Raw genomic sequence first — 19,968 nt, 5'->3', positions numbered from 1 at the left:
ACGACACGAACACACGACACCGGCAATGAACGGGCGCCGCCATGCGGCGTCCCGGAGGACTTCTCATGCAATGGATCTCGGCGCTCGTCGCCGGCCTGGGGCTCGGCAGTATGTACGGCCTCATGGCACTCGGCTTTCATCTGACTTTCGCTGTGAGCGCGACGGTCAATTTCGCGCAGGGCAGCTCGATGATGCTGGGCGCAGTCCTGGCGTACACGTTTGCGCAGACGCTCGGCTGGCCGATGCCGCTGGCCATCGTCGCAGCGCTGGCGCTGTGCGCCGTCTACGGACTCGTCGTCGAGCGGCTCGCCGTGCAGCCGTTCGTGCGGCGCAAGTCGAGCGCGTGGTTGATGGCGACGGTGGCGCTCGGCATCGTGCTCGACAACCTCGTCATGCTGACCTTCGGCACGGAGCCGCGCAGCCTGCCCTCGCCGCTCGCGCAAAGCTCGCTGCAAATCGGTGACGCGGGACTCGGCGTCTATCCGTTACAACTGCTGATTCCGGTCGTGGGACTCGCGCTGGCCGCGTTGCTGCACTACGTGTTGCGCCGCTCGCGCTGGGGCGTGGCCATGCTCGCCGTGGTGCAGAACCGTGACGCCGCCCGGCTTATGGGCATTCCGATCCAGCGCACCATCGCGGGCGCGTTTGCGATCTCGACGCTGCTCGCCGGTATCGCCGGGGTGCTGATCGCCCCGCTGTTCAATGTGCAGGCGGACATGGGCACTGTGTTCGGTCTCAAGGCGTTTGCGGTGGCGATTCTCGGTGGATTGTCCAGCGCGTGGGGCGTGATGATCGCAGGCCTGTTGTTCGGCATCACCGAGGCGATGATCACCGCGACGCTCGGCTCGGGCTACACGCAAATCATCACGTTCGGTCTGGTCATCGTGCTACTGGCGATGCGACCGGACGGCATGTTCGGCCGCGCGGAGGTGCGCAAGGTATGAGCGATTCTTCTTTGCGGCTGGCGTCGCAACCTTCCAAAGCGCAAGCGTTGCAAAAGCGCCGGACCTCGCGCGACGGCCTCGCGCTTGCTGCCGCGCTCGGCGTCGCGTTGTTGGCGATGGCCGGTGCTGCGTGTGTCGTGAACGGCTATTTCGTCGTGGTGATCGCCGGTGTCGCGTTGCTCGCGATCTGCGGCGTCGGTCTGAATCTTTTGCTGGGGCTTACCGGACAGGTGTCGTTCGGCCACGTCGGCTTCTACGCCATCGGTGCGTATGCGGTAGCGATTCTGACCACGCAAGCGGGCTGGCCGTTCTGGCCCGCATGGCTGGCAGGTGGCGCAATCGCGGCACTCACCGGTGGTTTGTTGGCGCTGCCTGCGCTGCGCGTGCGCGGGCCGGGGCTGGCGATGGTGACGATTGCCTTCGGCTTCATCGTCGAACACGGTGCCGTCGAATGGCGTGGCCTGACGGGCGGCCAGAACGGGCTGATGGGCGTGATGCCGCCGGGCGTCTTCGGCATTGGCGGCAGCGAACGCGTTGTCGCCGTCGCAGCGCTGGCCGTGCTTGCCGTCGCGTTGCTGATCTATGCGCGCATCTCTCGCGGCGCATGGGGCGCCGCCATGCGCGCAGTGCGAGACAGCGAGACGGCGGCGGCATCGATCGGCGTCAATCCTCTCGTTGTGAAGGCCGTGGCGTTCGCTTTCTCTGCGGCGCTCGCCGGGTTAGCGGGCGGATTGTTCGCACCGTTGCAAGGCATGGTCACGCCGGGCATGTTCTCGTTTCTGCAATCGATTTTGTTCGTGCTCGTCGTGATGATCGGTGGTGCGGGCACCATTGCCGGACCGCTGGTCGGCGCAGTGATCGTCGGCCTGTTGCCGGAATTTCTGGCCAGTCTCGAGAACCTGCGGCTGCTGTGCTTCGGCGTGCTCTTGCTGGTGGTGCTGTGGGGCGCGCCCAACGGCGTGATCGGCGTGCTGGGGCAGTGGTGGCAATCGCGGCGGCGCGCCGGGGCAGGTCATGGCGGCAGCGACACGGCATCGGCGCTGACCTTGCCGGTGCTCGATCCGGCGCAGCGCAAAGGACTGGCGGCGCATGGGCTAGCGATGACGTTCGGTGGCGTGAAGGCCGTGGCCGACTTGTCCTTCGACCTTCCCTCGGCGCGGGTCACGAGTCTGATCGGCCCGAACGGTGCAGGCAAGTCGACCGTGCTCAACATGCTCTCCGGCTTCTACCGTCCGCTCTCGGGTACGCGCTCGCTCGGTACTGACGAGCTAGCGGCCAAAGGCGCTTGCGACAGTGCGCGGCACGGCGTGGCGCGCACGTATCAAACGTCGCAACTGTTCGGCGGCATGAGCGTGCTCGATAACGTCACGCTGGCGTTGAGCGCGGGGCGTCTTGGCGGGTTGCTCGGCGTTGCCCGCATGCAGAGCGCAACGCAACGCGATGAGGCGCTGGCCTTGTTGCGGGCGTGTGGCTATCACGGCGATGTCGATCTCATGGCCGCCGATCTCGCGCACGTCGACCGCCGTTTGGTGGAAATTGCCCGGGCGTTGGCCACTCGCCCCGCCGTCTTGCTGCTCGATGAACCGGCTGCCGGTTTGTCGACGCAAGACAAGGAAAAGCTTGGCAAGCTGCTGCGGCAAATCGCCGACAGTGGTGTGGCTGTGGGGCTCGTCGAGCATGACATGTCGCTGGTGATGGGCGTGTCGGACGGCATCGTCGTGATCGACGCCGGGCGCTTTCTCGCGCAAGGCACCCCCACCGCGATTCGGCACGACGAACGTGTGCGGCAGGCCTATCTCGGCGCAGCGGCGGCCGATGCGGCGGTGCCGGTGGAGCGCGTCGCCGTCTCCACCCCGGAGGTGCTCGGCGTCGGCAAGCTGACGGCGGGCTATGGTGCCGCGCCGGTGCTGCATGACGTCTCGATTCAGGTGCGCGATGGTGAACTCGTCGCGCTGCTCGGTGCCAACGGTGCTGGCAAATCGACCCTCATGCGTGCGCTGGCTGGGCTGCATCGTCCGGTTAGCGGCGGCATTACGTTCAACGGACGCGACCTGTCACGACTGGACGCCGCGAAGATCGCCGCGCTAGGCGTAGTGCTCGTGCCCGAAGGGCGTCAGGTATTTCCGGAGTTGTCGGTGCTCGATAACCTGCGGCTCGGCGCGTTCCCGTGCGGACGTTTGCCGCGTGCCACGCTCGACGCGCGCATCGCACAGATGTTTGCGCGATATCCACGCTTGCACGAGCGGCAACATCAGCGCGCCGGTCTGCTCTCCGGCGGCGAGCAGCAGATGCTCGCCATTGCGCGGGCGTTGATGTCAGCGCCGCGTGTGCTGCTGCTCGACGAGCCGTCGCTGGGCCTCGCACCGAAGGTCATCGCGGAATTGTTCGCGTCGCTCGATGCACTACGCCGCGAGTCGCTGTCGATGTTGCTCGTCGACCAAATGGCCGCGATGGCGTTGTCGATTGCCGACCGGGGTTATGTCCTCGAAGAAGGTCGCGTGACGGTGAGCGGCTCGGCTGGCGAACTTGCCGGAGATGCGCGGCTCGCGGCGGCGTACCTCGGTGGTGCGCATGAGGCAGGTCACAAGGCAGGAGCAGCGGCATGACGGCGCGCGACGTGATGGACGGCCGCTCGTGCGTCGCCGCCAGCGGACGCGCAGGGCTGGTGACAAGCCCGCATACGATGGCAAGCGCTGCGGGCCGTGATGTGTTGCAGCAAGGTGGCAACGCCATCGAGGCGGCTATCGCCATCGCGGCCATGCTGTGCGTGACGATGCCGCACTTCACCGGACTGGGTGGCGACGGCTTTTGGCTGGTGGCGGACGCTAACGGCAAAAACGACGAGGCTGGCGATGCCGCGCCGCTTGCCATCTCCGGCATCGGTCAGGCGGCACGACATCTGCCGTCGGCGTTACGTGACGGCAATGCGATTCCCACGCGCGGGCCGGTCTCCGCGTTGACGACCGCCGCTACGGTTGCCGCATGGGAAGCCGCGTATCAAGTGAGTCGCGAGCAATGGGGCGGCACCCTGTCGTGGGCCTCGCTGCTCGCACCGGCCATTGAGGCCGCCGAGGAGGGCTTTGCGATCAGCCGCTCGCAGGACTTCTGGTACACGTATCGCGCCGGTGAGATGTGTGAGGCGTCGATATGGCGCGGTTTTGCCGAGACGTTTCTGCCTGACGGCCGTGCACCGGTCGTGGGCGAACGGTTCCGGCAACCGGCATTGGCGGCCACGCTGCGGCGGCTGGCCGATAGCGGGCCACGAGAATTCTATGAAGGCGAGTTGGCGGCGCGGGTGGCGGCGGGCTTGCAGTCGGCGGGGTCACCGCTCACGCGCGACGACTTTGCCGACACGCGCGTGCATGTGTCGCCCGCGCTGACGATGCCCTATGGCGAAGGTGTGCTGGCGACGCTGCCGCCGCCGACGCAGGGGGTGACGACGTTGCAAATCATGGGGATCCTTGCGCGTCTGGGGTTGAAGGACTGCGGGCATGGCAGCGCGACGTACTACCACCGGCTGGTCGAAGCGGTGAAGCAGGCGTTTATCGATCGCGACCAGTACGTCGCCGATCCGGCGTTTGCCGAGGTTCCCGTGGAGAGGCTGTTATCGGATGCGCATTTACGCGCGGCGGCGGCACGCATCGACGACAACGTCGCGCTCGAATGGCCGCACCGTTTTCGCGAAGGCGACACGGTGTACTTCGCAGCGACAGACGCCGAAGGTCGCGCCGTGAGCGTGTTGCAGACGATCTATTTCGATTGGGGCAGCGGCGTGATGGCGGGCGATACCGGGGTGTTGTGGCACAACCGTGGCGCAGCGTTTCGCCCCACCGGTAGCGCTCACCCGAACGCATTGATGCCCGGCAAGCGGCCATTCCACACCCTCAATCCGGGCATGTATCTGCAAGGTGGCCGAGCGCGGTTGCTATATGGGACACAAGGCGCAGATGGTCAGCCCCAGACGCTAAGCGCATTGCTCACGCGATTGATCGACTACGGGATGGCCCCGGATGAGGCGTTGTCGCATCCGCGCTTTCTGCTGGGACGCACGTTCTCCGACAGTCGGGACAATCTGAAGCTGGAAAGCGATGCCGGAGAAGCCGTGTTCGCAGCGCTCGCTGAACGCGGGCATGCCGTTGCGGCATTGCCGAAACACAGCGCACTCGCGGGGCAGGCCGGGGTGATCGCTATCGCCGAGGACGGTCTCGCGACCGGTGCGCATGACCCGCGCAGCGATGGTGCGGCGCTGGCGGTGTAGTCGCGTGCGGCGTAATACCGTCAACACCTAGCCGTCAGCACCTAGCCGTCGACGTCCGAGCGCGCGCGAACATCGAGCATGTAGCCTTCGCCGCGAATCGTGCGCAGTAACCGGGGCTCTTTGATGTCTTCTCGGAGCTTGTGCCGCAGCCGCGATATCTGCACGTCGATGCTGCGGTCGAACGCATCGATCGACTTTCCCCGCGCCGTATCCATTAGGTACTCACGGCTCAGCACGCGCCCCGGCGCAGACAGGAAGGCATTGAGCAGTCGAAATTCAGCGTTGGAAAGCGGAATGACCGTATTGTCGGGCGCAATGAGATGGCGACCGATCAAACTGAGGCGCCATCCAGCAAACCGCCGCTCGTCCTTCGGCTCGGGTACCGCCTTCGCCTGCGCGCGGGTGCGGCGAAGAATCGTCTGAATGCGCGCCACCAACTCACGCGGCTCGAACGGCTTCACGACGTAATCGTCCGCGCCAAGTTCGAGGCCGACAATTCTGTCGGTCATCTCGCCACGTGCGGTGAGCATCACGATGGGAATTTCCGACGAGGTGCGCAATTCCCGGCATAGCGTCAGGCCGTCGCTGTCGGGCAGCATCAAGTCGAGCACGACGATGTCGATATCGTTGTGTGCCAGCACATCGTGCATCTCCTCGCCGCTGGCCGCCTGCATACAGGTCATGCCAAAGCCGGCAAGACAATCGCAAAGCAGACTACGAATCTGCGCATCGTCGTCGACTACCAGTACGTGCGTTGCCATGTTCGCTCTCCCCTCTTTTTATCTTTCGCTACATCGATTCCCAGTCCCCCACTGCGCGATTATCCGCGACAAACGTGCCAGCAATCTTGCGGCATTGTTGCAGTCCTGAAACATTCGGCGCCGGTCCATCGCATCGCCTATGTATCAAACCCGATACAAAGTCGAGATGAAACAGAAATACCTGCGCCGTAACGTGGCTCCACACAAGACCGATGCCGGTAGGAGACACGTAGTCCATGAATTACGCCCAGCCCAAACCGCCCGCCCGGCGACTGCTCGGAATCGGCGTGGCACTGCTGCTGCACGCCCTGATTCTGTATGCCCTGCTTAGCGGGCTCGCAACCCGTGTCGCGACGATCATTCAGGCCCCCATCGAGACACGCATCATCGAGGAACTCAAACCGCCTCCGCCGCCGCCCCCACCACCGCCGGTAAAGAAGATCGCCCCGGCACCACGCCCTGTCGTCCAGCCGAAGGCCTACGTGCCGCCGCCCGAAGTGCAGGTGCCCACCACGCCGCAACCCAATGCGATCGCGGTGCAGTCCGACAAGCCTGTCGCCACCGCACCGGTGGCGCCTCCGGCCCCTGCCGAGAGCAAGCCTGTGGCGGGCAACGTCGGCGTCGTTTGCCCGAACTCTGCGCAAGTTCGCGCCGGTATCCGGTACCCGCGTGAAGCGCTGCGCGACAACATCACCGGCAACGTCCTCATCGAATTCGTGGTCGGCACCGATGGACAGGTCAAACAACTTCGCGTCGCCCGTTCTGCCGCCCCGGTGCTAGACCGCGCGGCAGAGAGCGCCGTCCGGCAGTTTCAGTGCGTCGCACAAGGTCAGGAAGTGCGCGTGCAAGTGCCGTTCGACTTTCAACTCAATTGAGGCGGTCTTCAACCGCCCCGCCCCCTCTGAACTCACGTCAAGGAGACGACTATGTTTCAGTTCCAGTATCGTGCCGCACCGCGTAAGCGCCGCCCTTCGGGCGCCTTGGCCCTCATGGCCGTCATGTCGACCCTTGCGGCGCTCACCTCGCCCGCCGCGCATGCCGCATCGACCGTGACCAACCCCTACGGGCTGCAAGCGCTGTGGGAAGGCGGCGACATGATCGCTCGCGGGACCCTGCTCATTCTCGTGGTGATGTCGATGGGGAGTTGGTACATCATCGTCGCGAAATTGCTCGAACAAGCCAAAGTCTTGCGTCGCGCCCGCGCCGCCGAAAAGAACTTCTGGAACGCCACGTCGCTGTCCGAAGGCATCCGGTCGCTCGATGCGGGTAGCCCGTTTCGATATATCGCTGAAACCGCGCTGTCGGCACGCGATCATCACAACGGTGCCCTGCTCGATCAGGTCGACTTGAATACCTGGATCGCCAGCGCTATCGAGCGTGCCATGACCGGCGTGTCGAACCGGCTCCAGGACGGCCTGTCGTTCTTGGGCACCGTCGGCTCGACGGCCCCGTTCGTCGGCCTCTTCGGCACCGTTTGGGGCATCTATCACGCGCTCACCGCGATCGGTATTGCCGGGCAGGCGTCGATCGACAAGGTCGCAGGGCCCGTGGGCGAAGCGCTGATCATGACGGCCATTGGCCTGGCGGTCGCCGTGCCCGCCGTGCTCGGCTACAACTGGCTCGTGCGTCGCAACAAAGCCGTCATGGAGCGCGTGCGCGACTTCGGCTGCGAAATGCACAACGTGCTGCTCACCGGCAAGACGACGGCCTCGGCCATCGTCGCGACCCGGTCGTCGCAAGTCGCGCGTGTGGGGTGATGCCATGGCGATGTCCCTATCTGGCGGGAGCGGTGGCGCAGAGCACGACGAGGTCATGGCGACCATCAACACGACGCCGCTGGTGGACGTCATGCTGGTGTTGCTCATCATCTTCCTCATCACCATTCCCGTGGTTTCGCACACCGTGCCCGTCACCCTTCCGAAGGAAGCAGTGCAACCCTTGCAGACCACGCCTCAGAACGTTGTCCTCGCCGTCACACGCGACGGCGAGGTGTACTGGGACGAACGGCACATTCCCGACGCGGCGACGTTGATGGAAAAACTCAAGACGGTCGCCGTGTTGACACCCCAGCCCGAAGTCCAAATTCGCGGCGATCTCGATGCTCGCTATGCCGCGATCGGACGGGTTGTCCTCGCCTGCCAGCGCGCGGGCATCGCCAAGGTCGACTTCATTACCGAAGCGCCGCCGCGCCAATAGCGCGACGCGCACCTCTCAGGAGACTGCCATGGCAATGACCATGCCCTCGGGCGCTGGCGAGAACAGCGACATCATGGTGGAGATCAACACGACGCCACTCATCGACGTCATGCTGGTGCTGCTGATCATGCTGATTCTCACCATTCCGATTCAGACGCATGCCGTGAAGCTCGACATGCCCGCACCTTCCAATGCCGCACCCGCGACGCCTCCGCTCGTCGTGCAAATCGATGTCGACGCGAGCGGCATCGTGGCATGGAACGGTTTGCCGCTTAGCGACCGCGCGCAATTGGAGACCCGCCTCACCGAAGCCGCGACGTCCACACCGCCGACCGAACTGCACCTGCGCGCCGATGCGACAGCGCCCTACCGGTCGGTCGCAACGGTCATGGCGTCGGCGCAGCGGCTGGGCGTGACGCGCATCGGACTCGTGGGTAACGAGCGCTTCGCGCAATGACATCTCGTCTCTGCGCCCGTGCCCTTGCACGCTGACGCACTCAATACTGGACTTCACATGTTCGATTCGAATACCGAAACGCCACGGTATGCCGCCGCCTCACGCCGCGAGCAATATGCGGGCGCTGGGGCGTGGCTCGGGCTGCTCGCCCTAGTCGTCGTGACCTTCTTCGCCAACGTCGATCGCCAGATGCTGGTGCTGTTGGCCGAACTCATCCGCGCAGAATTCGGCCTTGCCGACATTCAGGTCGGGCTTCTGCAAGGCGCTGGCATTGCGCTCTTTGCAGGCGCTGCGGCCATTCCTATCGGCTGGCTCGCCGACCGCGTGGATCGCCGTGCCGTGCTGGCGCTGTGCATCCTTCTCTGGAGCGCTGCGACGGCCGCGTGCGGCTTGGCGACCGGATTCTGGACGCTCTTCATCGCATCGATCGGTCTGGGTATCGGCGAAGCGGGGCTCATGCCGATCATCTACGGTTTGCTCCCCGACCTCTTCCCTGCACGCCAACGCATTCTCGCCAACTCGGTCTTCGCGTTGGTCAACTTGTTGAGCGCCGGTGCAGGTATGGCGCTTGGCGGGCTGCTCATCCAAGGCATCGACACCTTGCACGGCGTGATGCCGTTCGGTCTGGGCAACGCTTCCACGTGGCGGATGGCCTTCTTCGCCGTCGCCATACCCGCGCCGCTGCTGGTGTTGATCGTCGCGATGATCCGGCCGCGCTATGCCCATTCGGACACTCAGCGCGCGACCGGGAACGTGTCGGCGCCCGGGCTCGCTGCGGGGCAATACTTCCGCCGCGAAATGCCGATGATGATCCGTTTTTTCGGGGCCATCGCGCTGATCAACATGGCGTTTGCTGGCGTGACCACCTGGATGCCGGTCGTCGCCGTGCGCTTCTTCGGCGCAACACCGGCTACGGCGGGTGCCGGACTCGGCAGCGCCGCCATGGTCGGCAGCGTTATCGGCTGTGCGCTCGGCTGGCTAGTCGCTCGCCGCCTGAGCTCGCGGCTCGGCGTGCTTGCCCCGCTACGCGTTTGCGAGTGGGGGGCCTTGGGCGCGTGCGTCGTCAGCCTCGCCTATTTGGTCGCGCCGTCGGTGTCGTATGTCTACGTGCTGTTCGGCGCGCAGTTCATGTGCGTCGTGGCGGGCATGATCATGTTCCCGGGACTGATGCAGAGCATTTGCCCGCCTTATCTGCGCTCGAGAGTGGCGGCGATCGGGGTGCTGACTACGGTGTTGATGCAGTCCGGCAGTCCCGTCGCCATCGGCCTGATGTCGGATCACCTGCATGGCACCGCCTCGGGGCTTATCTGGGCCATCGTGGCCGTAGCCGTGTCGGGATTCGTCGCGGCCTGTCTCCTCATGCGCAGTGCGGCCAATGCCGTACGCGCGGCCATCGAACGCTACACCTGAGCGCCTATGACGATTCCCTGCACGCTTTCCGTTCGCATAGAACACTGGCCACTGGCCGCCCCCTTTCACGTCTCGGGTCATACCGTCGACGCCGCTCGCGTACTGGTCGTTGCGTTGCGATCCGGTCAGCATCGAGGCCGAGGCGAGGCCGCCGGTGTCTACTACCGGGCAGAAACGCCCGAGAACATGGCCGAGCAAATTGCCGCCGTACGCCCGCAAATCGAGCGCGGTATATCGCGTGAGGCGCTCATCGGGCTGCTGCCTGCCGGGGGTGCGAGAAATGCTGTCGACGCGGCGATGTGGTCACTCGCCGCTCAGCGTTGTGGCATGACGGTCGCGCGATTGGCCGGACGCGCGCGCCTGCGCCCGCTGCGCACAACGTTTACCGTCGGCGTGGACACGGCACCCGCCATGGCCGAGGCAGCGCGAGGATACGAAGGTGCCGTGGCATTGAAGATCAAACTCGACGGGAATGCGGCCGATGCCGATCGACTTCTCGCCATTCGCGCCGCATGCCCCAGCGTCGCACTGTCGGTTGACGCCAATCAGGGTTGGACACAAGACCACATGCGCCAGATGCTGCCAGTTATGCAGCACGTGGGTATCGACCTGCTCGAACAACCCCTGCCGGTGGGTGAGGACGAATGTCTTGAGTCGATGCGATATCCGATTCGCCTGGCCGCAGACGAGTCGTTTCAAGATCTGGACGATCTCGCATCGGTCGCGCGCCGGTACGACGTTGTGAACGTGAAGCTCGATAAATGCGGTGGCCTCACGCGCGCGCTTTCGCTCGTCAGCGCGATTCGAGAGCGCGGACGCTCGGTCATGGTCGGCTGCATGCCCTGCACATCGCTTGGCGTCGCACCGGCCTACATTCTGGGACAGTTGTGCGACCGCATCGACCTCGACGGGCCCTGCTTTCTGGCAGAAGACCGCACGCCCTCGTTTCAATATCGGGATGGGTATCTGTTCGGCCCGGAGAGTCCTTGGGGGCGCGATGACGCCTTACAGCATGAGGCGCATTGATTCCGGAGGATATGCCGTGTCGACACAAGCGCGATTCGATGGCAAAGCGCTGATGGCGCTGTTTGAGCCGTTCAACCGAAGCGACGCACCGGGCGTCGTTGCCGGGGTGGTGATGAACGGCGAGATCGCGTTGCGCCGAGCCTTTGGTATGTCGGATGTTGGTCTGGGACTGGCATTGCACGCGCAGACGCGGCTGCGCATCGGCTCGACAAGCAAGCACATGGCCTGCCTCGCCACGCTGCTGCTTCAGGAAGCGAAAGCGCTGGATATCGATGTGCCGATCCGGCGTTATCTTCCCGAGCTGACGGGAATCGCAGGCGAGGCGACGATACGCTCGCTCATGTTTCACACAAGCGGGCAACGCTGCGCGCTCGACATCTCGCTGCTTACCAACGGGCTGGCGGCACCGTCGCCGGGCTATCTGCTCGACATTCAGCGCAGACAAACCGGCGTCAATTTTCCTGCTGGCGAGCGGATGATGTACTGCAACGGCGGATATCACCTGATTTCGCTGGCGATCGAGCGTGTCAGTGGGCAATCGTTCGCGGCGTTTCTGGCGTCTGAAATATTCGAACCCTTGGGCATGAACGATACGTTTTGCCTGCCCGACGATTATCGGATTCACAGCCGGATGGCCGCTTGCCATGTCGATCACGGCGACGGCGCTTACGGCCGGGGACTCTTCCCTTCGCGCGAGATACTCGGCGAGGGCAGCGTCGTCTCGTGCGTGGACGACATGCTGAAATGGTGTGCCCATCTGCGCGGTGCAAAACGCGTGGGAAGCACCGCCACATGGGACATGATGTTTTCGTCGCCCCTATTCACCAGTGGCCGGCGCAGCGATTACATGATGGGGTTGAAACGCACGCAATATCGCGGGTGTGAGCTGATCCACCACGCCGGGGGTGTCGTCGGGGGATCGTGCCAGATGCTATGCGTCCCCGAGTACGGCATCGATATCGTGCTGCTTAGCAACGGGGCGATTTCGGCACCGACGGCGTTGTCGCTTCGCATGCTGGACATCCTGTTGGCTGACGAGTTGAAGGAATGCGCCGCCCCGACGCCCGCCATCATGGCCCCTTGGCGCGAACGCGCCGGAACCTACCGCGAGGCAAACAGCGACATCGTCTACGCCATCGCCGAGCGTGGCGAGACCATGACGCTCAGCGGTCCGCTTGAACCGAGCAATCCAACGCTCTACGCGGTCGACGCCCCGGCAACCGGCACGTGCGAGTTCGCCTTGGAATCGAGTGGCGACGGCACCTTCCTGCTTCAGTGGGGGGCCGCCATCGCGCCGGACGATGCAGCGCAATTGCGCATCTCGCACTGCGGTCATGCAAGGACTTATCGTCGGATTGAGATACCGTCATCGGTGAGTCTCGATGTCGTCGATTCGCTACGCGGTGACTATGCTAGCGAAGAAGCCGACGCTCGCGCCACGCTGTGTCGTGTGGTGCCGGGGAAAGAAGCGTCTGGCGACGTTTGCGCAATCATGTCGTTAGCGATCGTGGGGCGCGCGGGGGAATGCCACTACGACGTCTTTCCGCTCGACACCGATCTGTTTCGCTTCTCGCCCCGCGGCCCGAACGCCATCACAACAGGCACGATTTCCATCGTCAGGTGCCCCAGCTCGGGGAGTGTCGAGGGATTTGCTGTCAACACACCCCGGACGCGGCATCTGCGATTCGCCAAGGCTTTCTCGTAAGCTTTCTCGTTAGCTATATCGCGGCGGTGGGCGCTCACGTGCTGAGTTCCCACCGCCGCGCCACATCACTCGACTCGAGCGAACGCTAGTCCCCGCGTGCGGGATGTGGAAAGGAAAAAGCGCGTAGCCTTGTCCGCGCTGCGTTCCACCCGTGCCGTGCCCGTCGCCATTGCCGAAGCGTCGGCAGGCGCGAAGGTCCAGACATCGCGGGTCAAGGCATTCAGTCGATAGCGTGCACTTCCCGTAGCCCCGCGAATGGCGAGCGTCAGCCCCTCATCCTCAATCGAGACGACGGCGTGTGCGTCGGCATCGTGACTGAAGTATCGACCGCAGATTTCGTCCATTTTTAACGCCTCGGTCGGCAGCACGATGTCGTGTCGACGCAAGGTGACGGCATGCCCGCTCTCGATGACATCGATGGCCGAAACGTCGCCCGCCGGTGTACGTGCATGCGGCACGACGCGCGTCTGCGCCCCCGCGCCATCGTCGATTCGGTAGCCAAATTCATCGGCGATGAGCGGCTCCGGATGATGCGATTGATTGTGTGTCGTTGCGTACCACGCGCCGTCGCGCTCCGCGATTTCCACCCACTGAAGCGGTTCGACGGAAAGATATTTACCGCGCAAGCCGGGGTTGTCCGACGTCTCTGCCGGGGCTTGCCGCGGTGCGCCGAGGACTTCGTCGCCCAGGACGATATCGACGATCTCGGTCGCCAACGCCACGGGATTGACCGCTGCACCGTTGCTCATCAACACGATGTCCAAGTCGTGCGCGGGCACCGTCAACATCTGGCTGCATCCGCCGAAAACACCGCCTGCATGATGAATGGTGTCGACGTTGCGGTAGCGGGTGCGCATCAATCCCAACGCATAGACGCCAACTTCACCGCTCGAGTATCGCGGCATCGTCAGCATCTCTCTCCACGTGTCGGGGCTGCCGAGTTTGGTCGGGTGACGGAGGTGTGCGGTCCACGTCAGCATGTCGTCAATCGTGGAGACGATACCGCCCTCGCCCAAGACATCGACGCTCGGAAACAATCCACGCAAATATCCGCCCGCGCCGTCCGGCACGTGCTGCGTGGCCATGCGCGGCCGGATTCGCAGGTCGTCGCTGACGGACTCCGTGTCGTTCATGCCCATCACGCGGAAGATTCGTTGCGCAAGGAATTGCTCGAACGGCATGCCGCTCACCCGTGCGATGACTTGCGACAGGAGGTGATATCCCCCGTTGCAATAAATCATGCGCTCGCCCGGTGCGAAGTTGACATCCTGCTGACGCAACTCAATCGCTAACGGCACGCCCGGACCGATGGTGGCAACACCTTGCGTGATCACCGATAAGTCGAGATAGCAGCGATAGCCGCCGGTATGCGTCATCAACTGACGCAGCGTCGGTACGCCCTTCAATTCGGGTAATTCGGGAAGGTAAGTGCGAACGCCCGCATCGATATCCAGTTTGCCGTCCTCGGCAAGGAGCAGCACGGCAAGGCAGGTGAAATGCTTACTGGTCGAACCGATACGCATGCGGGTGGCCGGACTGTTGGCAACGCCGTGTTCGAGGCTCGTCATGCCGAACCCCTTCCGGTACAGCGCACGCCCCGCGCGGGCAATGCCGACCACTAGCCCTGGGGAATCACTTCGATTGAATTTCGCAAGATGGGCGTCAAGCCGATCGTGCACGTCTTGGTGCTGCAAAGTCATTGAGAGTCTCCGGTATTCGGTCATTCAGTCATTCGGTCGGGCGTATCAGAACGGCACGGTGAGCACAGCGCCGATGGTGCGCGGCTGTTCCACACTGACGAGCGCCGGTCCGCCGAGCGGCATGAGGGCGGTCCCTGCGGCAAGCAGCGCGCGGCGGTCGAACACGTTGCGCACGTAGAAGTTCAGGCTGGCGCGGCCGAAGTCGATCCCCGCCTGAAGGTCGGTCACGGCATAACCCGGCAGCGGGTAATCGGGTCGGCCGCTGCTGCCGCTAAACCCGGAGTGGCGACTGCCGACGAATCGCTGCGCAATCCCCACGTACGAGGCATACGAGGCGATCGAGAAGTGGTATGTCCCCGTCAGCGTGGCCGCGAACTTGGCGGAATTCGGCAGCGGGTCGCCTGTTTGTGTCCCAGTGGCGGTATTTCCCTGCGTCAACCTTGCGTCGATGTAGGAAAAGCCCAAGCCAAACGTCCAGTGCTGATCGGGGCGGAAGCTACTCGCCAACTCGAACCCCTTCACGCGCGCATCCCCCGCGTTGAGCACCTGATTCACACCATCGATGGCGCCGAGCTGCTGGATGTTTTTCCACTCGATGTCGTAGACGGTGGCCGAGAACGAAAGCCGTTTGTCGAACAAATCGGCCTTGTAGCCTGCCTCGTATGTCCAAAGCGTATCGGGCTGAAACGTTGGATTGCCATTGCCGGGAAGCCCCGTGATTGGGCTGATGAGCTGCGCGTTCGGCCCACCGGGGCGATAGCCGCTAGCCGCGCGAACGTACACGTTGCTGTTCTCGGTCAATCGATAGCTGGCCGTCAACATGTAGGTCTTGCTGGTGTCGGACGACGGCGAGGAAGTCGATTGGGGCGGTCCGCCCAGAATGCCCGATGTCGTTTGGTCGTAGTTCTGCTGGTTGTGGGCGATTCGGATACCGCCCGTGAGCGCCAAACGCGGCGTCAGGTGGTAGGTCACGTCGCCATACGCGGCGTATTCGGTATAGGTGCTCGGTGCCACCAGTCCGGAGAGCGTGGCCGACGTCCCGTCGGGGAATCCGGCGAGAATGCCCTGATCCGACTCGCTTCGTTCACGGGTAAAGAAGAGCCCGCCTAACCATTCGAGGCGCTGGTTCGCCGCCGATGTCAGACGAAACTCTTGCGTCACCTTGTTCGTCTTCGCAAAGTTTGCCGCGACGACCGAGTTCAAATTGAGCCCTTGAGCCGCGAGCGCCGGCACGTAGACCACCGACAGATCCTGCGGCTGGTCTGTCTTGACCGATTGATACGACGTGATCGAGTTCAAGCGTGCCCAGCCGAAGTCGTACTCCACGCCAAGCGAGTAGAGCTGAACGTTTTGATGGAACGGCTCCGGGGCATACACCCGCGTCGTCAGATCGCCATCGACGGGTTTGCCAGTGCTGTCGTAAGCAACATAGTTGGGGGCGTTGCGATTGATGTTCTGCGTGATCGCGCTCAGGCGCACGGTGAATTGACTCGTTGGCGTCAGGAGCAACGACGCGCGCGCGCCGTACGTATCGCCTCTGTCGATTCGGTTGCCTGCCTGCGGTCCGACGGCGTCGACGTACCCGGCGTCGTGTTGGCTGAACGCAGAGACGCGCACCGCCGCTACGTCGCTCTTGATCGGGATATTGAGCACCGCGTTCGCGCTATTGCCAATGCCGCCGTGTTTGGTCGACGACATGCCGAGGCTCGCCTGGCCGGAGAATTCATTGGTATTCGGCTCGTTCGTGACGTACTTCAACAGCCCGCCCATCGCCCCCGCGCCGTAGAGCGTGCCCTGCGGCCCGCGCAACACTTCGATGTGATTCAGATCCAACAGGCTCATGTCCAGCGCGAACGAGGCGCCTTGCGAGAAGACCGTGCTGCCGCCGAAGGCGACATCGTCGACGTAGACACCGACGGTGGGGCCGGTCTGCTCGCCGGTCGTCACGCCGCGCATGCTGATCTGTCCGGCACCGCTGCCGCCTTGGGTGTTGAGATCGACGCCCGGCTCGGCCGCGAGAAAATCGGACATCGTTTTCGCGCCGCTCTTCTGCAAGTCATCGGCGGAAATGACGTTGATCTGCATCGGCACTTCGCGCGCAGGCTCGCGACGACGCGTGGCCGTCACCACCACGGTATTGAGCGTTGCGCCGTCTTTCGCCGACGCTGCGGTCTTGGTTTCTGCGCTTGCTGCGGCTTCTGCGCTTCCGGCGCTTCCAGCGGTTCCGCCCGGGTTTGCGTTTGTCTGAGGCGTTGGGTTGGCGCTCTCTGCGTCGGCACTCACCGCAGACGCGGCACCTGGTAGCGTTACGGTTTGCGCATGTCCATAGGCTGACGCTAGCCCCAGCAGCGAGCCGACCAACCAGGTTCCGCCGCGCGGACATAATCTGAATCGATGCCAAGTGACTGCGGTATGCCTGCGATGCTGTCTGATTGCCACTGTCGTCTCCTCCGGGATTTCCGCACGTCGGTCATCACGAATGCCTTCGCGGTATGGGTCGTCAAGCGTTGTGTGTCCACGCTCATTCGAGTCTTAGGGCCAGTTCGCCCTAATTCCGGGATAGACGTTATTTGCGCGACATTTCTGGTTCATGTGGACTTTGTATCGCGCGTGAAACATAGCCTCGTGAACGCGGTGGCTTATCCCTGCGGAGTTGGCGCGCGGCGTATGTGTGTGTGGACGTGCGCGCGGATGTGTCTGTCTTGAAACAATCTGTTGACGAAGGCGCTACATGGGCGCGGGATAATGGCGGCCATGTTCGAGTTCTCTTCTACGACGTCCGCCACCACCATGCAAAAGCCATCGTTCGACTCCGCGTTTTATCGGCTGCTGTTTGTCATGCTCGTCATGGTGGCGCTCACGCAAGCTGGCACCGGAATACTGATGTACACGCTGTACTCGTCGGCCGCCTTCAAGCCACCGCCCGGCATGTCGGCCGGGCTGCAATGGGGGATTGCCACTGCCGTGCAGCTCGTTCCGCTACTCGTTTCTTCCTGGGTCGGCGCGCGAATGCTGTCGGTGCCGTTCAAGTCGCTGGCCGCGGGGGCGGCGGAGTTGTCCCGCAATATGGACGCGCCCCCCATTCCCGAAGCGGGGCCCATCGAAGCGCGGCAAGCGGCGCGTGTTTTCAACTCGATGCAGGCCGCCATCCGCCGTCAGGTAAACGATCGCAATCGCTTTCTCGCCGCCGTCTCGCATGATTTGCGCACACCGCTCACGCGCATGCGCCTTCGAGTGCGGACGCTCGAAGCATCGGAATTCAGCGATCGAATGGTCTCGGATATCGATGAAATGACGCAGTTGCTCGACGCAACGCTCTCGTTTCTGCGCAATGAGGCCGTCACGGAAGAACTCAGCCCCATCGACATCGATGCGCTCGTGGATGCCATTGCGGAAGACGCGCTGGAACGCGGCCAGAAAGTCTCAGTGCAGGGCGCGATCGCACCGCTGCTCGCGCAGCCGCTGGCGTTGAAGCGTTGTCTGAGCAATCTGGTGGCGAATGCCATTCGTTATGGCGGCGAGGCGCGCATTGAACTGATCGATGGCAACGACGCGGTTCAAATCGACGTCGTCGATCGCGGCCCGGGCATTCCGGAGCGCGATCTCGAGCGGGTGCTTGAGCCGTTCTTTCGCCTCGAACAATCGCGTAGCCGCGACACCGGCGGTACCGGGCTCGGGCTAGCCATTGCGCACGATGTGGTGAAGCGGCACGCCGGGTCGTTGACGCTGCTTAACGGCAAAGAAGGCGGCTTGATCGCACGTGTCGTGCTGCCGAGGCGATAGGTGCTTTCGGCAATGACGACCGCGTTCGGAGAGCGCTAGCGGGGCTCTGTGTCAATGTCGATACACATTGCTCACAATCAGGCAACGCGGTCCCCATAGAGTGTGTGTCACGGTTTTCTTCACACCTCTGGACTCGTCATGAAGATCTTCGCGGCACAGCTATCGACAGAAACCAACACCTTCGCGCCATGCCCCACGGGCTGGGGCGGGTTTCAGGAATTTGGCATTTTCCGGGGCGACGCAAGTCTGCGCGCGCCCGAAAGTGTGGGCTATCTGATGGCGGAACTGCGGCGACTCATTCACGCCGATGGCAACGCATTGGCTGAGGGGCTGAGCGCGGAAGCACAGCCATCGGGCCCTGTGATTCGAGCGGTCTATGAGACGTTGCGCGACGAGATCGTCGCCGGGGTGCGCGCCGCACTGCCGATCAACGCCGTGGTGCTCATGCTTCACGGTGCGATGGTGGCGCAGCATTACGACGATTGCGAAGGCGACCTGCTCGCACGCATTCGTGAAGTCGTCGGCCCCAACGTGCCCATTGCCGCGACACTCGATCCGCATTGTCATTTCACCGCGCAAATGCAGCGTGCGGCCGACATTCTCATCGCTTACAAAGAGTATCCGCATACGGATGCGATCGATCGGTTGCGCGAAGCCTACCGGCTGGTGACGCAAGCTGCCGATGGCAAAGTCACGCCAGTCACGGCCGTGCACGAGTGCCGCTTGGTGGGCGCATGGCATACCACGTCGGAACCGATGGCGGGCTTCGTGCGGCGCATGAAGTCCTTCGAGGGGCGCGACGGCATTCTCTCCGTGTCGCTCGGTCACGGCTTCCCCTGGGGAGACGTTCCCGAGGCAGGCGCGAAGCTTTGGGTGGTTGCAGACCGCGACCCCGAGCTTGCCAGTGCGTTAGCGGATCAACTCGGTAGTGAGTTCTGGGCGATGCGGCACGAGGTTCAGCCCAAATGGCTCGATCTGGATCACGGGCTCGATACCGCGTTGGCGGTGGGGGATGGTCCGGTCGTCGTGGCGGATGTTGCGGATAACCCCGGCGGCGGTGCCCCAGGGGACAGCACGTTTGTGCTTCGGCGCATCGTGGAGCGAGGTATCCCCAATGTTGCGCTGGGTTGCTTCTGGGATCTGGGGGCGATTCAAATCTGTGCGGATGCCGGTGTCGGCGCCACGCTCGACCTTCGCATCGGCGGCAAATGCGGTGTCACTTCAGGCGACCCGATCGATCTGCGTGTCACCGTCCGGGCTGTGCATGATGCGCATTCGCAGAGCATCCACGGGATGTCGATTCCGTTGGGACGCTCGGTCTGGGTCGAAGGGCCCAACGGATTGGACATCGTGCTTGTCTCCGTGCGAACACAAGTCATCGGTGTGGACGCTTTCACCGGCATCGGTATCGCCATGGACGCCAAACGGCTCGTGATCGTGAAATCGACGCAGCACTTTCAAGCGGAGTTTGCCCCTCGGGCGAAGGCGATCGTCCACGTCGCGGCACCGGGCGCGCTGACGCCTGACTTCGCGGCAATCCCCTACCACCGCCGCAATCTCAATTACTGGCCACGCGTCGAAAACCCGTTCGCGTGATTCGAGGCGCGCTGGCGCCTCCGACGGTCGATCCGATCATTTGCCGGGAATCGCCAAAACCTCGGCAAATTTTGCCCTTCTTATCGAAGGGCTTTTTTTTCGTGGCGCGCCGCCGGGGGGCGGCGCGTGTCG

At 63.6% G+C, this 19,968-nt stretch carries 15 protein-coding genes; 12 read left to right on the top strand and 3 right to left on the bottom strand.

From position 1 onward, the window contains the following. Positions 1-65: 65 nt before the first annotated feature. From PPN31114_RS24090 to PPN31114_RS24080, 3 genes are read left to right on the top strand one after another with little or no spacing between them, the layout of a single operon-like run. Positions 66-944 (top strand): branched-chain amino acid ABC transporter permease, encoded by an 879-nt coding sequence (locus PPN31114_RS24090; RefSeq protein ID WP_150682062.1) that lies wholly within the window; start codon positions 66-68, stop codon positions 942-944. After that, complete coding sequence (locus PPN31114_RS24085; protein WP_150682061.1) at positions 941-3,550, top strand: branched-chain amino acid ABC transporter ATP-binding protein/permease; 2,610 nt, start codon at positions 941-943, stop codon at positions 3,548-3,550. The genes PPN31114_RS24090 and PPN31114_RS24085 overlap by 4 nt, the downstream gene beginning before the upstream one ends. Continuing rightward, a complete protein-coding gene (locus tag PPN31114_RS24080) occupies positions 3,547-5,202 on the top strand; it encodes a gamma-glutamyltransferase family protein (protein ID WP_150682060.1) in 1,656 nt (551 codons plus the stop codon). Before PPN31114_RS24085 ends, PPN31114_RS24080 begins: the two co-directional genes overlap by 4 nt. 41 nt (positions 5,203-5,243) lie before the next feature. Here the strand turns inward: PPN31114_RS24080 and PPN31114_RS24075 are convergent, their stop codons facing one another. After that, a complete protein-coding gene (locus PPN31114_RS24075; protein ID WP_150682059.1) occupies positions 5,244-5,963 on the bottom strand; it encodes a response regulator in 720 nt (239 codons plus the stop codon). A gap of 236 nt (positions 5,964-6,199) precedes the next feature. Here PPN31114_RS24075 and PPN31114_RS24070 point away from each other — a divergent pair, with 236 nt between their 5' ends. From PPN31114_RS24070 to PPN31114_RS24040, 7 genes are read left to right on the top strand one after another with little or no spacing between them, the layout of a single operon-like run. Continuing rightward, positions 6,200-6,838, top strand: coding sequence for an energy transducer TonB (locus PPN31114_RS24070; RefSeq protein WP_150682058.1), 639 nt, complete (start codon positions 6,200-6,202; stop codon positions 6,836-6,838). Between the two features lie 51 nt (positions 6,839-6,889). Then, positions 6,890-7,720 carry a MotA/TolQ/ExbB proton channel family protein gene (locus PPN31114_RS24065; protein ID WP_150682057.1) on the top strand — a complete coding sequence of 277 codons (831 nt, stop codon included), beginning with the start codon at positions 6,890-6,892 and terminating at the stop codon, positions 7,718-7,720. Positions 7,721-7,724: 4 nt separating this feature from the next. Then, positions 7,725-8,159 (top strand): ExbD/TolR family protein, encoded by a 435-nt coding sequence (locus PPN31114_RS24060; RefSeq protein ID WP_150682056.1) that lies wholly within the window; start codon positions 7,725-7,727, stop codon positions 8,157-8,159. Between the two features lie 28 nt (positions 8,160-8,187). Next, the gene (locus PPN31114_RS24055; RefSeq protein WP_150682055.1) at positions 8,188-8,616 is read left to right on the top strand and encodes an ExbD/TolR family protein; all 429 of its coding nucleotides are present in this window, start codon (positions 8,188-8,190) and stop codon (positions 8,614-8,616) included. Positions 8,617-8,673: 57 nt separating this feature from the next. Then, the gene (locus PPN31114_RS24050) at positions 8,674-10,026 is read left to right on the top strand and encodes an MFS transporter (protein WP_150682054.1); all 1,353 of its coding nucleotides are present in this window, start codon (positions 8,674-8,676) and stop codon (positions 10,024-10,026) included. A 6-nt stretch (positions 10,027-10,032) separates the two neighbouring features. Further along, positions 10,033-11,052, top strand: coding sequence for a dipeptide epimerase (locus tag PPN31114_RS24045; RefSeq protein WP_150682053.1), 1,020 nt, complete (start codon positions 10,033-10,035; stop codon positions 11,050-11,052). Between the two features lie 16 nt (positions 11,053-11,068). Then, entirely contained in the window at positions 11,069-12,757 is a 1,689-nt protein-coding gene (locus tag PPN31114_RS24040) for a serine hydrolase domain-containing protein (RefSeq protein WP_174988445.1), read from the top strand. Positions 12,758-12,822: 65 nt separating this feature from the next. Here the strand turns inward: PPN31114_RS24040 and PPN31114_RS24035 are convergent, their stop codons facing one another. Both PPN31114_RS24035 and PPN31114_RS24030 read right to left on the bottom strand, forming a co-directional pair. After that, positions 12,823-14,457 (bottom strand): serine hydrolase domain-containing protein, encoded by a 1,635-nt coding sequence (locus tag PPN31114_RS24035; protein ID WP_150682051.1) that lies wholly within the window; start codon positions 14,455-14,457, stop codon positions 12,823-12,825. Positions 14,458-14,502: 45 nt separating this feature from the next. Then, positions 14,503-16,740: a TonB-dependent receptor gene (locus PPN31114_RS24030; RefSeq protein ID WP_246182725.1), complete on the bottom strand. Its 2,238-nt coding sequence runs from the start codon at positions 16,738-16,740 to the stop codon at positions 14,503-14,505. A 471-nt stretch (positions 16,741-17,211) separates the two neighbouring features. Here PPN31114_RS24030 and PPN31114_RS24025 point away from each other — a divergent pair, with 471 nt between their 5' ends. Next, a complete protein-coding gene (locus PPN31114_RS24025) occupies positions 17,212-18,240 on the top strand; it encodes an ATP-binding protein (protein ID WP_150682050.1) in 1,029 nt (342 codons plus the stop codon). A gap of 138 nt (positions 18,241-18,378) precedes the next feature. Then, on the top strand, positions 18,379-19,836 hold the full coding sequence (locus PPN31114_RS24020) for a M81 family metallopeptidase (protein WP_150682049.1): 1,458 nt from the start codon (positions 18,379-18,381) through the stop codon (positions 19,834-19,836). Positions 19,837-19,968: the final 132 nt, after the last annotated feature.

The organism is Pandoraea pneumonica, assembly GCF_902459645.1.
GTDB classification, from domain to species: Bacteria; Pseudomonadota; Gammaproteobacteria; order Burkholderiales; family Burkholderiaceae; genus Pandoraea; species Pandoraea pneumonica.
Note: the sequence above shows the minus strand (reverse complement) of the source record. Positions and strands in the feature narration are given on the sequence as shown.

What these genes read in the sequence shown, in the direction of transcription:
- PPN31114_RS24050 (WP_150682054.1), top strand. Translation starts at nt 8,674, where the DNA reads ATGTTCGATTCGAATACCGAAACGCCACGGTATGCCGCCGCCTCACGC.
- PPN31114_RS24045 (WP_150682053.1), top strand. Translation starts at nt 10,033, where the DNA reads ATGACGATTCCCTGCACGCTTTCCGTTCGCATAGAACACTGGCCACTG.
- PPN31114_RS24070 (WP_150682058.1), top strand. Translation starts at nt 6,200, where the DNA reads ATGAATTACGCCCAGCCCAAACCGCCCGCCCGGCGACTGCTCGGAATC.
- PPN31114_RS24060 (WP_150682056.1), top strand. Translation starts at nt 7,725, where the DNA reads ATGGCGATGTCCCTATCTGGCGGGAGCGGTGGCGCAGAGCACGACGAG.
- PPN31114_RS24075 (WP_150682059.1), bottom strand. Translation starts at nt 5,963, where the DNA reads ATGGCAACGCACGTACTGGTAGTCGACGACGATGCGCAGATTCGTAGT.
- PPN31114_RS24090 (WP_150682062.1), top strand. Translation starts at nt 66, where the DNA reads ATGCAATGGATCTCGGCGCTCGTCGCCGGCCTGGGGCTCGGCAGTATG.
- PPN31114_RS24035 (WP_150682051.1), bottom strand. Translation starts at nt 14,457, where the DNA reads ATGACTTTGCAGCACCAAGACGTGCACGATCGGCTTGACGCCCATCTT.
- PPN31114_RS24065 (WP_150682057.1), top strand. Translation starts at nt 6,890, where the DNA reads ATGTTTCAGTTCCAGTATCGTGCCGCACCGCGTAAGCGCCGCCCTTCG.
- PPN31114_RS24020 (WP_150682049.1), top strand. Translation starts at nt 18,379, where the DNA reads ATGAAGATCTTCGCGGCACAGCTATCGACAGAAACCAACACCTTCGCG.
- PPN31114_RS24025 (WP_150682050.1), top strand. Translation starts at nt 17,212, where the DNA reads ATGTTCGAGTTCTCTTCTACGACGTCCGCCACCACCATGCAAAAGCCA.
- PPN31114_RS24055 (WP_150682055.1), top strand. Translation starts at nt 8,188, where the DNA reads ATGGCAATGACCATGCCCTCGGGCGCTGGCGAGAACAGCGACATCATG.
- PPN31114_RS24085 (WP_150682061.1), top strand. Translation starts at nt 941, where the DNA reads ATGAGCGATTCTTCTTTGCGGCTGGCGTCGCAACCTTCCAAAGCGCAA.
- PPN31114_RS24080 (WP_150682060.1), top strand. Translation starts at nt 3,547, where the DNA reads ATGACGGCGCGCGACGTGATGGACGGCCGCTCGTGCGTCGCCGCCAGC.